10 protein-coding genes are annotated in these 14608 nt (G+C 37.9%); all 10 read right to left on the bottom strand.

Going from position 1 to position 14608, the window contains the following annotated elements:
- Nucleotides 1–29 precede the first annotated feature (29 nt).
- The gene (glpD, locus tag AZF08_RS22410) at nt 30–1712 is read right to left on the bottom strand and encodes an aerobic glycerol-3-phosphate dehydrogenase (protein ID WP_033673943.1); all 1683 of its coding nucleotides are present in this window, start codon (nt 1710–1712) and stop codon (nt 30–32) included.
- A 132-nt stretch (nt 1713–1844) separates the two neighbouring features.
- Nucleotides 1845–3335: a glycerol kinase GlpK gene (gene glpK, locus AZF08_RS22415; protein WP_033673944.1), complete on the bottom strand. Its 1491-nt coding sequence runs from the start codon at nt 3333–3335 to the stop codon at nt 1845–1847.
- Nucleotides 3336–3348: 13 nt separating this feature from the next.
- Nucleotides 3349–4170 (bottom strand): glycerol uptake facilitator protein GlpF, encoded by an 822-nt coding sequence (glpF, locus tag AZF08_RS22420; protein WP_033673945.1) that lies wholly within the window; start codon nt 4168–4170, stop codon nt 3349–3351.
- Nucleotides 4171–4397: 227 nt separating this feature from the next.
- Nucleotides 4398–4955 (bottom strand): glycerol-3-phosphate responsive antiterminator, encoded by a 558-nt coding sequence (locus AZF08_RS22425; protein ID WP_033673946.1) that lies wholly within the window; start codon nt 4953–4955, stop codon nt 4398–4400.
- 296 nt (nt 4956–5251) lie between these two features.
- Nucleotides 5252–5452, bottom strand: a complete 201-nt coding sequence (locus AZF08_RS22430; RefSeq protein ID WP_033673947.1) for a sporulation YhaL family protein — start codon at nt 5450–5452, stop codon at nt 5252–5254.
- Nucleotides 5453–5604: 152 nt separating this feature from the next.
- A complete protein-coding gene (locus tag AZF08_RS22435; protein WP_265182898.1) occupies nt 5605–7992 on the bottom strand; it encodes an immune inhibitor A in 2388 nt (795 codons plus the stop codon).
- 308 nt (nt 7993–8300) lie between these two features.
- On the bottom strand, nt 8301–8522 hold the full coding sequence (locus tag AZF08_RS22440) for a hypothetical protein (RefSeq protein ID WP_033673948.1): 222 nt from the start codon (nt 8520–8522) through the stop codon (nt 8301–8303).
- The gene (locus AZF08_RS22445; RefSeq protein WP_033673949.1) at nt 8522–9634 is read right to left on the bottom strand and encodes a response regulator aspartate phosphatase; all 1113 of its coding nucleotides are present in this window, start codon (nt 9632–9634) and stop codon (nt 8522–8524) included. The genes AZF08_RS22440 and AZF08_RS22445 overlap by 1 nt, the downstream gene beginning before the upstream one ends.
- 988 nt (nt 9635–10622) lie before the next feature.
- Nucleotides 10623–11567 carry a 3'-5' exoribonuclease YhaM gene (gene yhaM, locus AZF08_RS22455; RefSeq protein WP_033673952.1) on the bottom strand — a complete coding sequence of 315 codons (945 nt, stop codon included), beginning with the start codon at nt 11565–11567 and terminating at the stop codon, nt 10623–10625.
- Nucleotides 11568–11608: 41 nt separating this feature from the next.
- The gene (locus AZF08_RS22460) at nt 11609–14536 is read right to left on the bottom strand and encodes an ATP-binding protein (protein ID WP_033673953.1); all 2928 of its coding nucleotides are present in this window, start codon (nt 14534–14536) and stop codon (nt 11609–11611) included.
- Nucleotides 14537–14608: the final 72 nt, after the last annotated feature.

A 14608-nucleotide genomic window follows, 5' to 3' on the forward strand; every position in this document is an offset into this window, starting at 1 on the left:
TGAAGAAATCACTGATAGAACTTTCCATTTTATGCTAATGCAACTGCTTGTTCTTGCTGGTCTACAGGCACTACAGCGTCTCTTAATGCTTTCTCTAATTCAGCTGTATATTTCATTTGTTCTTCTTTACTCCAGCCTAATTTTGCTGCCATATAGGCAATAACTGCTTCTTTCCACTCATATACCCAGTGAATGTTAAAGAATACAGCCCCTCTGCGGCGTACGAAGAAGTCAATAGGTTTTGCTGTCATTTCATAGTCCATCGCGTATACAAGCGGTACAAGCACGTCTAACGGCATGTTATACTCTTTTTCTTCTTCTTTATGTTGTTTTGCTAAGTTAAAGAGAATATCAACGTTAGAGCCATAGAATTTCGCAAACTCTTCTGCTTGCTGCGTTGTTAAACCATATTTCGTTCCTTCTTGTGCTTTTTTCGCAACGAATGTTGGGAATTGTTTTGACCCACTTACATGCCCACCAGAGATTGGCATATGCTTCGTTTCACTTTTCGGATACGCACTGTGTCCTTCTTTTTGTAATAACGTCGTTACATAATCTACTACCATTTCCGCCATTTTACGATAGCCTGTTAATTTCCCACCAGCAATTGTAATTAAGCCAGATTCAGAAGTCCAAATTTCATCTTTACGAGAAATTTCAGATGCATTCTTACCTTCTTCATAAATTAACGGACGAACACCAGCCCAGCTTGATTCAATATCCTTTTCTGTAATCTTCACGCTAGGGAACATATAGTTAATCGCATTGATAATATATGTGCGATCTTCTGTTGTCATTTGTGGTACCGCTGCATCTTTATCATAGAACGTATCTGTTGTACCTACATATGTTTTCCCGCCGCGTGGAATCGCGAAGACCATACGTTTGTCTGGTGTGTCAAAGTAGATCGCTTGCCCAAGTGGGAAACGTTTTTGATCAATAACTAAATGCACACCTTTTGATAATTGCAAGACTTTACCTTTTTTAGAGTTATCTTTTTCACGAAGTGTATCTACCCAAGGGCCAGCTGCGTTTACGATTTTCTTACCGTATACTTCATACACTTCTCCATCTAATAAATCGATAACACGTACACCACATACTTTTCCATCTTTATATAAGAAACCGTCTACTTTTGCATAGTTAACAGCTTTCGCACCGTGTTCAATTGCTTCTTTCATTACTTCGATTGTTAAACGAGCATCATCCGTACGATATTCTACGTAGTAACCGCCGCCTTTTAATCCTTCTTGTTTCACAAGCGGTTCTTTCTTCATTGTTTCTTCACGACTAAACATTTTTCTACGTTCGCTTCGTTTTACTCCTGCTAGGAAGTCATATACACGAAGACCGATTGATGTACTGAATGAACCAAATGTGCCGCCTGTATGGAACGGTAATAACATCCACTCTGGTGTTGTTACATGGGGACCGTTCTCATATACGATCGCACGCTCTTTCCCAACCTCTGCTACCATCTTCACTTCAAGTTGTTTTAAATAACGTAAACCACCGTGTACAAGCTTCGTTGAACGACTTGATGTACCTGCTGCAAAGTCTTGCATTTCAAACACAATTGTTGATAAACCGCGTGTTGCCCCATCTAATGCAATACCAGAACCAGTAATACCGCCACCAATTACGATCACATCTAACTCTTGTTTATTTACTCCGTTTAATACGTCTTTACGTTGTTTACTTGAAAATTTCATGGTAATTCCTCCCTTTGATACGAAAAAAGAGACCACAAACATCACTATAGAAATCGCTTCTATAGCGCGTTGTGGTCTCTCCGAATCTCCTACCGAATTATTAACTTATCATCATTATAACACTGTTTATGATTATTTAAAAGCTTTTGTTGCTTCAATTGCTTTTTTCCAGCCAGCATATAGCTCTTCGCTTGTTTCCGTTTCCATTGCTGGTGTAAAGCTTTTATCCATATTCCACTGCGCCTTGATTTCTTCTTGGTTTTCCCAATATCCCACAGCAAGACCTGCTAAATACGCTGCTCCTAAAGCTGTTGTTTCATTTACTTCTGGACGCTCTACTGGAACATCTAACATATCACTTTGGAACTGCATTAAGAAGTTATTCTTAACTGCTCCCCCATCAACGCGTAATGTTTTCAGCGTAATACCTGAATCTGCCTCCATTGCACATAGTACATCTTTCGTTTGATATGCTAATGACTCTAGAGTTGCACGAATAAAGTGCTCTTTCGTTGTGCCGCGCGTTACGCCAAATACAGCTCCGCGTACTTCACTATCCCAATATGGCGTTCCTAGTCCGACGAATGCTGGTACAACATACACGCCATCTGTTGATGCAACGCGAGATGCGTACGCTTCACTTTCACTTGCATCTTTAAACATGCGCATTCCGTCGCGTAGCCATTGAATTGCAGAACCTGCTACGAAAATACTTCCTTCTAATGCATACTCAACTTTACCATTTAAACCCCATGCAATTGTTGTTAATAGACCATGCTCAGAAGCAACTGCTTTTTCACCTGTGTTCATTAACATGAAGCAACCAGTTCCGTATGTGTTCTTCGCCATACCTTCACCGAAGCAAGCTTGTCCAAATAACGCTGCTTGTTGGTCACCTGCAATACCTGCAATCGGTATGTTTTGGTTAAAGAAGTGATAATCAACTGTATGACCATATACTTCAGAAGATTGACGCACTTCTGGAAGCATGCTTTTCGGTACAGTTAACATATCTAAAAGCTCTTCGTCCCATTTTAAATCATGAATATTGAACATTAATGTACGTGATGCATTTGAATAGTCTGTTACGTGCGCTTTACCACCAGATAGTTTCCATACAAGCCATGTATCAATTGTTCCGAATAATAATTCGCCGCGCTCTGCCTTTTCTCTTGCACCTTCGACGTTATCTAAAATCCATTTCACTTTCGTACCAGAGAAGTATGCGTCAATTAAAAGACCTGTTTTTTCACGAACTATGTCGCTATAACCTTTTTCTTTTAACTCATCACAAATTTCAGCTGTTTGACGAGATTGCCATACGATTGCGTTATAAACTGGCTTACCAGTTTCTTTATCCCATACAACTGCTGTTTCACGTTGGTTTGTAATCCCGATACCAGCGATTTGCTCTGGTTTTACATCCGCTTCACTTAGGCAAGTTGCGATAACTGCTAAGATAGATCCCCAAATTTCTTGTGCGTTATGCTCTACCCAACCTGGCTTTGGAAAATGTTGCGTGAATTCTTTTTGAGCCACATGAACAATTTTACCTTCCTTATTAAAAAGAATTGCGCGTGAACTTGTTGTTCCTTGGTCTAGTGAAAGAATATATTTTTTCATATTCGGTTCCCCCTTATGCTACTTTTCTACTATTTTTATCGTTTCCGCTCTTTTTGCTTGTCATATAAGAGATTGCTAGTACAATCACAGTTGCAATTATCACATAAATAAGTGCTGCATTTTGTTTGCCTTCAAATACTACTTGATGGAATAAACCTGCAAGTGAACCACCTAAAATCGGACCGACAACCGGAATCCATGCATACTTCCAGTTCGAACCGCCCTTCCCTGCAATCGGAAGGAAGAAATGCGCAATACGAGGCCCTAAATCACGAGCTGGATTGATCGCATACCCTGTTGTTCCACCTAATGATAAACCAATACTTACAATTAAAAAACCTACGACAAATGGATTTAAACCATCCGCAAATTTATTTGCACCAATTGCTAATATACCAAATACTAAAACGAATGTACCAATCATTTCACTTAAAAGGTTTGCAAATGTATTCGGAATTGCAGGACCTGTTGCAAAAACACCTAATTTTGCGCCTGGATCTTCTGTTTCTTTCCAATGAGGTAAGTAGTGTAAATATACGATAATTGCACCGATGATTGCCCCAATCATTTGCGCCGCGATATACCCTGGTACATCACTCCATGGGAACGCTTCCTTAAAAGCGAGTCCAAGTGTTACTGCTGGGTTTAAATGTGCCCCACTAATTGATCCTACTGCATATGCTGCGATGGCAACTGCTAAGCCCCATCCCATTGTAATTACAATCCAACCTGAATCTTTTGCAAATGACTTCTTTAAACTTACGCCTGCACAAACGCCGCCACCAAGAACGATTAACAACGCTGTCCCTATTAATTCCCCTAAAAATGCTGACATAAAATCCCTCCACAATCAATTTAAACGCTTTCAATGTGATAGAGACAAAATGAATGGCCATTCGTTTTTTTCGAAAGAAAAAGACCCACAGCTAACACGTTTCTATATAAAAATATAGAAACAATGAAATGTGGATCTCTTCTTTTCTCCGTCACGTTTATTAACTTGTCTATAATGTTAACCTCAAATGAAAGCGGTGTCAACAGAATTCTTTCACATTTTCGTCACTATTTTTGGAAATGTTTCCATAGTTCTTTTTTCGACGTTGTAATCGCTGTCGCCCCAGCAGCTAACGCTCTTTCTACATCCTCAACTGTACGAATAAAACCACCTGCTAAAATCGGTACACCTGTCCGCTCTTGCACTTCTGCAATCACACCCGTTAAAGCTCCTGGAAGCACCTCAATGTAATCAGGTTTAGTTTTTTCTAAAAGATTGCAGCTTTTTTCCATCGCACTAGAATCAATTAAAAAGATACGCTGAATGGCAACAACACCTTTTTGCTTTGCCTTCACAATGACACTCGCCTTTGTCGACAATAAGCCATACGGTTTATATTCTTGGCATAAAAACTCTGTTGCATGCCCATCACTTTGCAAACCATGAATGAGATCCACATGTAAAAACACTTTCTTACAATGCTGCTTTGCAAGTGCAACCACACTTTTCAATTGACCGATATGAATATCTAAAATCACAATATACTCATAAGAGCTATGTAGTAATTTTTCTAAATCCTTTATTTGCCGAACAGCTGGTAAAATTCTTTGTTCATGAAATTCCATTCAAAAGTCCCCTTCTTTGCGTCTTCCTATCCTTTATAGTACACAATTTAAGGGAAAAGAACAGCTAGTAAGAGAAATTTTTAGTTCCCTTGATGTTGCACTTTGAATGGCCGATATCGTTCTTCGCTTGTCGCGCTATGTTGAACTGCGTCGAACGGTCGATATCCTATGTCGAATCGCCGATATACGCTGAGAAGCGGTCGATATATTTTAAAAATCGCCGATAAATATATACTTTCCGCCGATATAATAAAAAAGGGGTGAATAATCGATTCGCTATTCACCCCTTACTATAATTAAAGCAGAACAGAATCCTTATCGTTATTTTGATTGCGTCGCTCTCGTTCTTCTTCTAAACGCTTCATATATACTTCGCCTTCTTTTTCAATAAACTCATTATCCATCTCTTGTTCTTTTTTAGAAGTATATAAAACCATGTAGCCACTTACAACAATCCCGATAATAATAAGATAAATCCACCATGGTAAAGTTTCCACTCTTCGTCCTTCCTTTCCTGAGACAAGCCTTGTTAGTTTCACTATATGAAGGTTGGACAAGAGTTATGACAATTTCTTTTTCAAACAATTAAAGCAATACTCCTATCTACGATTATTATAGATAAGAGTACTGCTCTTAGTTTCACTTTATTCTATCGATGAATCCAAACTGCACCTGCAGATTTGTCTTCAGCTTGTCCTACTACCTCGAACTTCAATCCTAATTTCGGTAGTTTACGTCCTGCATCTGGAATTGTACTGTTGATATACTGCTTAGAATCATCAAACTTCGCAACTCCTGGTAATCCTTTATAATCAAAGATACCGCGAGTTGGGGAATCAACTTTCCATGCTGGTGTTTGATCAAATGAGAATGCAGCATCTGCAATTTGGTAACGCGTACTGCTCTTCACAGTTGGTTTTCCGTTTAATGTCCCTACAATTGCCTCTGGATGAGAATCTACTACTCCTAAGAATCCTTCACCTGGATGAACTCCTACCCAGTTATCTGTAAAGCTTTGATCTGCATACCATACAACCATTCCTGTATTAAACACTGGACCACGCGCATGTTTTAACGCAACGTCAGAACCAGCATAGTTTCTCCACTCTAAATAGTAGTTATGTTTCTTCTGTTCCAATCCATTAGATACAGTAAATCCTTTTAGTGTTAATGCTGGTTGGCCTTCTGCATCATCAGTGAAGACAACTTTACCATCTACAGTTAAGGATGCATTATCTAAAGCAAATCCTTTGTAAGCTACTGCAATATCTGTTACATACTCAAACTGTAGTTTTACTTTTTTCCCTTTGAATTGGCTTAAATCGTATGATTTATCAACCCACTTACCGTCAGTTGTATCTATACCATTTTTCACATCTTTTTCACCAATTCTATCAATACGCACCTTCGTTCCATCTTCTGTAATCGCGTTTACATCAAGGAAATCATACTTCGCCTCAAGTTCATAGAATGTCTTGTAATCAAATTTAGCATTCTCAGCTTTCGTTAAATCAAATACTGGTGTCTCAAGTGTTGTATGAATGTCATTCCCTTTTGTACTGTAATAAAATTTCTTACCAAATGCAGATTCAATATTTTTGATATCTTTGTCCGGCAAGTTAACGCGAACGATGCCTGGTCGTTGTGATTTTGTAACACTTTGGTCTAAATATGTTGCAGCACCGATTCCATTGCGAAGTTTATCATAATCTACTTCAACAATATTCGCCCAATTTCCACCCATATTCTTTTGGAAGAATTCTTTATTTTGTGGTGAGAAACTTGTTGGTTCTGTTCCTGCAATTTTTCCAGACCAGCTACCACCGCTCATAAGAGACCATGATTCTACTGGTTCACCTTGTCCTGTATACTTTGTGTCGTATTCATCTGGTAAACCTAAATCATGACCATATTCATGTGCAAACACACCAACAGCTCCGTCTTCAGGCTCAATTGTATAATCGTACGCAGCCATCTTTCCTCCCCAATTAGGAACAGATGCTTTTGTTCCCTCAATTGGATATGGTTTTGATCCAAGTTTTGAACGATGAGACCAAATCGCATCATCTTTCAACTTACCGCCGCCAGCTTCTTGACCTACACCAGCATGTACAACCATTAAATGATCAATAATGCCATCTGGCTCATTTTTGTTTCCATCACCATTTTGATCATATTGATCGAATTGATCAAATTCTGCTAAGTTTATTCCTTTTGCTGCCGCTGCTTTTAACGCTTCTTTCACGAAATCACGTGGTCCTAAAGGCCCTTTGTTATCATGACCAGTTCCAGCATCTGCACCATAATCTGAAGCTTTTCCTGGAACAGTCAACCATTCCGTTACAGTTCCATCAACTGTGTAACTACCACCTGATTGTTCCTCGTAATATTGTTTAAATGTATTAATTTTAGAACCATCAAATAATGTAAATGGCTCATCGCCAAATAGCATTTTTTGATAATGCTCACGATTAAAATCTTTAGAATACATATATCCTGGTTCTTGATCAATATTATTATGTTTAAAATCGCTAAACTCTACGAGTAAAACAAGCACTTTATCTTTTCGAACAGCCCCATTATATTCTTCCGGCTTCGCTGGTGTAGTAGGAACTTTCCCGTTTAACTTGCTAGGATTGAGACCTGCCGCTGGTCCAGTTAATACTCCGTCCGCTGGCTTCTCTGCTTGTTCCTTTTCCTTCGTCTTTGCATCTTTTACTTTTTTCATAAAATCAGAAGCTTCTTGTGTAAGAGTATCTCCTGGTATAATTTCTTTTCCTGGGTTTTCACCTTTTTTCTTCTCTACATACTTTTCAACAGCTTTTGATGTTTCTGCTTGCGAAGCAGATTTATCAATTACTCCTCTTTCTTTCAGTGCATTCGCTAATCGCTCTTCTGGTATTACATGCTCATCTACCGGTATAGATGGTAACACTTTTTCTTCTGCATACGCAGAAGAATTGCCGAACGCAAATGTACTACTTAATAGCGCTGTCGTCGCAAGTACTGCATACCCATTCAATCTTCTCTTTTTCAATGCATTCCCTCCCCTTATTCTCAAAAAAAAAACAGATTTTTTTGTCAATAAACAAATAATATTGTTTGTTTATTAAATTTTCAATATATTTTAACAAACTGAATATACGAAAAGTTGAGAAATATTTTTCTGACAATTTCTCGTACAAAAAAAGCTCTGCTATTTTTAGCAGAGCTTTTTCAAACAACCTATTTTTAATTACGGAACAAAAAGCTATATTTTATATAAGGATATAAATCATTACATAATTTAAAACGTCGATATAACAATAAAAGAGACCCCCTTTTTAGGAGCCCCTATTCTTTCAATTAAAAATGATCCGCGTGACTTTCATTACTTACGATTCCACCAGTATCACCACGAGCTTCAGCAGGTGCAGGCGTGTCACCTATATTGTACGTTAAGTTAGGTCTTTGCGGCGCCCCAGTCTCTCCTATATTTAAGCTTTGATTTGTCAATGAGTTATTGAATCCTAATAATAAAATACTTGCTAGCGTTATCCCCATTACAGTTACACGAACCTTTTTCATTATTTCAACGCTCCTTTTTCTAATTCGTTTTTTTTAGCATTGTTACTCATGTAAAAATATTGACTTGCTTTAAGATGGTTATCTTCTTTATAAAATCTAATTGCTAAAATTTCAGTGTATTCTTGAATACAGTCCCATAGTTTTTCTTCTTCAAAGTAAGAAATCCCTTCTAAAATTACTTTTTCTAAAGTTAGTGTAGGAACTTTATTGTTCAATTCTCTTAGAATCGTAAAGCGATATTGAAATTCTTTTTTATTTAATTCTACACATATACTTAACCCTTTTTCAATTAGAGCATCCGCAAGTTGATATTCTCCTAGTTTATAATATTCGCGCGCTTCTACAAAAAGAGCTTTAAAAAGTTTAGGATTCTTCTTCGTCACTTCAGATGCATGACGAATTGCTAATTGTGAAAGATTTTGGTTAGCATATAACGAACCTAAGTTATGCCGAACCATGAGAATATATTCTTCGTTATTTACTTTTTGGAAAATATTTATTGCTGTATTAAAGCTTTCTTCAGCAAGTTCATAATTTTTTAAGTCCACACAACATAACCCAAAAGTATTTTCACATAATGCTATATGTATTTCATATCCTGGGTGTTTTGAAAATTCTTCTTTTGCTTTTCTAATATATTCAATCGAAATAATCTGTTGATATATCTGATAATAAAAATTACCCATTCGATAGTTAAATTCAGCACGTTCTAAAGGATCTGGAATGTATTTTAATAGCTGTTCAGCTTTTTCCAAATGTTCTTTCGCAGCATTATAATTTGACGTCGAAGTACAATGAACCCCTTTGAAAAAATGATAATAATAAGCTAAATAGTTATCAACTGGAGTGTCAAAAAATTCGATATTATCAAAACTATCATCTTTAATATTTAACCAATCTGCGAGCATTTTATAACGAAAATCTAACAGTGCATAGTATAGCAATAAATTTTGATCTTGAAATTCTTCGTTTCCATTTTTCACCTTATTTATCATTTCATCAATATCATGTTTCAGGCTTGTTGCCTTTACAGTTTGTAGTGACAACATAGCCTGATACCAATCATTCAGAGGCTTTGTCATGTTTGTATTTGTAAATAATTCCGTATTCATTTAATCTTCCCCCTCACTCTGTCTTTAACCTTCTAAATATTACCATAATTCTACTAATTAAGAATAAAATCCCCCTATTAAAAACTTGAGAAATAAATTACAGCATATTATTAGATGATCATAGAAGCAAAAAACTGCACCTCTAATTGTTAGACTGTGTCTAACAATTCGGGTGCAGTTCAATTTCAGTCGGCTTTCTTTATTAAGATCCTTTCTTGAAGTAGCTATGTCCAATCATACTTTTTCTCTACTGAATAGCATGTACTAAAAAGAAAGGAGAATTAAAATAAGTATGGCAGATTACTATTACGATAGTTGTCATAAGTGCTATAGGAGAAAATCTCATCACCATCATTTTCATTGCCACCATCATCGCCAAACCTTGTCGTCAGGCCCCTTATTCCGAAGCGTGAACACTGACTTCATCCAAGTTTCCGTCCTTAACCAAACTGACGAACCACAAACTGTTACCGTATCCATAACCAATTGGCAAGATACTTGTGATGCGAATGAATTTCCTAAGTATGGCTATCTTTGCGGAGAACTCGTTAACGATTCGGATGAGGAAGTTCGACATGGTAACGGAAACGGCGACGATATCTACTATCCACCGGAGGGCGTAGATCCCGTTCTGACTCCGTTTACCTTTACGATTCCAGCGCGGCAATTATTCAACGTTCGAGCATGGCCAGGTGACCCTACTAGGCCCCAAGACCCTCATTACGTAATTCGGGTGACGATACCGGTAGACCCTCTCGCCCCGACTGATCCCTTAGCACCAACCGACCCACATTCGCCCGTCACTGTAAACACATGGGGAATCAGTGCTGCGGGTGTGATTCAAAGTGGGAATACGGTCCTTCATGGGCAGTTCTCTCGGAGTCCAGTTGACCCCGCTAGCCCAACCGACCCAACCTAAGAAGAAAGTAAAACCGACTCCTATTACAGAGCCGGTTTATTTTATTACTTCACATATACATAACCTATTTTAATTATGGAACGTCGGTTTATAGAACGAACGATTATCAAGTGCAAATACACGCTCTGTATATTCACCTGGTTTCGTACGTCCAAGTGCACGATCCATCATATTCATCTTCGCATCTAGATTGTCGATGTAATGCAGAATTTCTGCTTCTTTTACTAACGGTGGTTTTGGACTACCCCACTCCGCTTTTCCATGATGAGAAAGAACGATATGTTGAAGAATTAATACTTCTTCTCCTTCAATTTTCAACTCATCTGCTGCTTTTCCAATTTCGTTCACCATGATTGAAATGTGCCCTAGTAAGTTTCCTTCTAGTGTATACGTTGTTGAAATCGGACCAGATAATTCGATAACTTTACCAAGGTCATGTAAAATAACCCCTGCATAAAGTAAGTCTTTATCTAGAGATGGATATAACGTAGAAATAGCTTTTGCTAAATCAAGCATGGATACAACGTGATACGCAAGTCCCGATACGAACTCATGATGATTTTTCGTTGCTGCTGGATATTCTAAAAATTCATTTTGATGTTTATTCAATAAATGTCTTGTCAGACGCTGAATGTTCGGGTTTCTCATTTCAAATATGTACTGGGTAATCTTTTCTACCATATCTTCTTTTTTCACTGGTGCTTTTTCTACAAAGTCTGAGATATCCGTCACTTCATTTGCATTTGCAACGCGAATTTGTTTCACGCGTAATTGAATGCGTCCTTTATAATTTTGAACGTCTCCAGCTACTTTCACAATTGTTTCAGCTACATACTGCTGCTCTACTTCAGGTGATACATCCCATAGCTTCGCTTCAATATCTCCAGTTTGGTCTTGTAAGATTACTGTTAAAAACGGCTTCCCATTACTTGCGATTCCTTTTGTTGCTGTCTTAATTAACAAGAAGATATCGACTTGTTCGCCAACTTCATATTCTGCAATTTTCTTTTTCATTTTAATTCCTCCACCAACTTAAGTACTTTTAGTATAGCACATTACACCGTATTTTCTTTGTGATCACGTGTTAATTTTATAATCTGTTTTTCCGTAAATAATGATAATAGATGTGCATGACATGTAAAGAAAATCACTTGTCTATCTTTCGCAATTTCTTTTATTAACTCTATCGTTCGATTCGTTCGCAGTTCATCAAAATGCACAAAGCTATCATCAATAATAAATGGACAATCATGTTCAAATGTCCGCGCTAGGGCAAAACGCAATGATAAATACAACTGCTCTGCTGTCGCTTGACTTAGCTCATGACTATAAAAACGAATACCATCGCTCCGCTCTACAATAAACGGCTCTGTTTCTGATGGTGAAAATATTTTACTATACTGCCCGCCTGTTAAGTATACAAAATATTCTTCCGCTTTTTGCAAAATGCGAGGCAACTGCACTTCATGATAATATTGCTTCGTTTTTGTTAATACCATTTTTGCAGTCGCGTACGCAGCCCACTTTTTCACCTGTTCACGTACATGCGATTTTTTCATTTCCCATTCATGCAATAAATCACCGTATGTACTACCCTCTTCTAAGTTTGCAATTTCTACGCGGTACTCCGCAATTCGCTCGGTTAATTCCTTCTCTTGTGAAACGAAAGATCGTATACGCAATGATTCTTCCTTTAACTTTTCCTCATAGCCCTCTACTTGATAATGTTCCGCTAGCGATAAACTCATTAAACGCTGTTCTAACATATCAATCTGAGGTAACAATCGCTGCAGTTGCTTTTCAGCATCTTCAATTTCCGCCACTTGCTTGCCTGCTTCTAAAAACATTTCTTCATTATTAGCTCCTGCTATTTCCCACAGTGCATCCCTTTCTAATAAAAGTTGCTGCAGTTGATACTGTAATAATGATTGTTCCTCCTGCAACTCGCCAAGCTTTCCTAAAAGTTGCTGATGCAGTTGTCCCTTTTCTTTTTCCTTTTGAATACGATCACGAATCATATGCAGATTATCAAAATCTGTATCTTTCATAACATTCTCTAGTTTATGTTCAAACTGCGAAATCATTTCATATAATGCGCTTTTTCGCTCTATTCGTTTTCCTAGGTTACGGTACAATTGTTGCATTTTTTCAATGCGCTCAAATGCTGGTAATACGTGTGCATATGTATAAAAGCTTGGGAATTGATAGCGCGTATTATAGGCATCCACTTTCTCACCTACATGAAACGTATCCCGTTCCCATTCTTCATATGCCGAAACAACTTTATCATAAGCTCTTTCTATTTGTTGTAGTTTATAAGATTCTCGCTCAAATAACTTTCGGATTTCTTCATCCTTTTCTAATTGATAACGAATTGACAGCGCCTCTTCACTTTGCCGTCCTCCTGCACTTTGCTTTAGTGCCAGTAGTTCTTCTTTTAAATTGTCAGTAGAAGAATCTCTATATAAGATAAGAGCAAGTACAATCCCAACAAATGCGATTACACTAATAAATAGTAATGTACGATTATCTAAAAATAAACTCGTCAGTAAAATCCCCGTATTCAGTAGCAATAAAATATAGCAGATTGTTTGCCACCGCTTTTTCTTCTGCAGCGCTGCTTTCATTCCTTGCTCATATGTACCTTGGATTCTTTCCGCACCACTCCCTCTAAACATCGTATCTTGAACCGACTTTTCCTGCGCAACAAGTGCCTCGCGTTCTTCATCAGATAACATTTGCTTACGAATATGTCCTACATTCTCTTCTTGTTCCTCTAATTGCTCTTGCGCTGCTTTAAAACGAGCGTCTAACTGCTCTTTCCGAGTTTCTAGCTCTCTCGCCTTTTGCACAGTTTGCGTAACCATTTCTTTTGTCCCAAGACTCGTATCAAATGAAAGAACATGTTCTTGTTCAAAAGTCGTACCAATTTGTTGCTGTAACTCTTCTATCTCTTCTTTCATATTTCCAATACTACTTGTAATATCACGCATTTCTTGACGTGCATTTTCATAAGACATATGCTGCATCCGAAGTTCTTCTACATAGCTCTCCTTTTGAAGAAGCTCTTCCTGTATTTCAAGTGAATCCACTTCAGATTGCACCATCTCCATCCTTTTTTGGACTGCATCTAGTTGTATTTGGAGCGGTTCAATCTTTGCTTTTATCGTTTCATAACGCACTACACCTTGAACAGGAAAATGATTCTTTTTCTCCTCTAACAATTTTTCATATGCACGTTTTTCAATTACAAGAGGCTCGAGTGAAGCCAATACTTCATAATCTTGTTTTCGCTTCTCTGCCATCTCTTTCTCATTCCGTACATGAGTAAGCTTTTGTTCACTTTCCTTTAACTGCTTCACCTGTTTTTCATACGTGCCAATTTTCCCTTGCCACTCATTCAACTTCTCCTGAAGCTTCTTGATTTCTTGAAGTGACACATTAATCTCCGGCTTACGACCATTCGGTTTAAAACGTTGATCCATTTCTTTTTCTAGCTTTTTATCTAACTGTAGTAATGCATCACTTCCGACTGCACTTGCTGAAAATAGATAGTTCCCGATTTCTGCTTCACCAATATGATGAATATTTTGCAAACCGTGCATATCAAATGAAAAGACAGAATCAAATAGACTTTCATTCATCCCGCTCAGCAAATCGTGTAATACCTCTTCACCGCCCGTTTTTCCATCTTCAAAATAAACCGTCACTTCCCCAGCGGCCGTCTTCGGAAGGCGCTCAATTTTGAGACGGCCATACTGCTTACTCATAACAGTCATCGCCCCGCCATATTTCCCGCCTTCTTTCGGTTCATAACGCCGCTGCCCTCTCGTCGGAAAACCAAACAATATACTTTTCATAAACGAGCGAATGGTTGATTTTCCCGCTTCATTTTCACCATACAATACAGTCAGCATCGAAAGGTCCATTTCCACATTTTCTAATTTTCCATAACCGTAAATATGGAGTTTCTCAATTCTCATTTTTTATCCCGTTGCCAAAACCTTATAAAACTCTATAAAGTTTGTTTTGCTTCCTGCTTCTACGTGTCCGAT

Source organism: Bacillus gaemokensis, assembly GCF_001590835.1.
In the GTDB taxonomy this organism is placed as follows: Bacteria; Bacillota; Bacilli; order Bacillales; family Bacillaceae_G; genus Bacillus_A; species Bacillus_A gaemokensis.

Coding starts and splice junctions, on each gene's coding strand:
- AZF08_RS22440 (WP_033673948.1), bottom strand. CDS start 8,522: ATGAAAAAGGTTCGTGTAACTGTAATGGGGATAACGCTAGCAAGTATT.
- glpF (WP_033673945.1), bottom strand. CDS start 4,170: ATGTCAGCATTTTTAGGGGAATTAATAGGGACAGCGTTGTTAATCGTT.
- AZF08_RS22425 (WP_033673946.1), bottom strand. CDS start 4,955: ATGGAATTTCATGAACAAAGAATTTTACCAGCTGTTCGGCAAATAAAG.
- AZF08_RS22460 (WP_033673953.1), bottom strand. CDS start 14,536: ATGAGAATTGAGAAACTCCATATTTACGGTTATGGAAAATTAGAAAAT.
- glpK (WP_033673944.1), bottom strand. CDS start 3,335: ATGAAAAAATATATTCTTTCACTAGACCAAGGAACAACAAGTTCACGC.
- glpD (WP_033673943.1), bottom strand. CDS start 1,712: ATGAAATTTTCAAGTAAACAACGTAAAGACGTATTAAACGGAGTAAAT.
- AZF08_RS22445 (WP_033673949.1), bottom strand. CDS start 9,634: ATGAATACGGAATTATTTACAAATACAAACATGACAAAGCCTCTGAAT.
- yhaM (WP_033673952.1), bottom strand. CDS start 11,567: ATGAAAAAGAAAATTGCAGAATATGAAGTTGGCGAACAAGTCGATATC.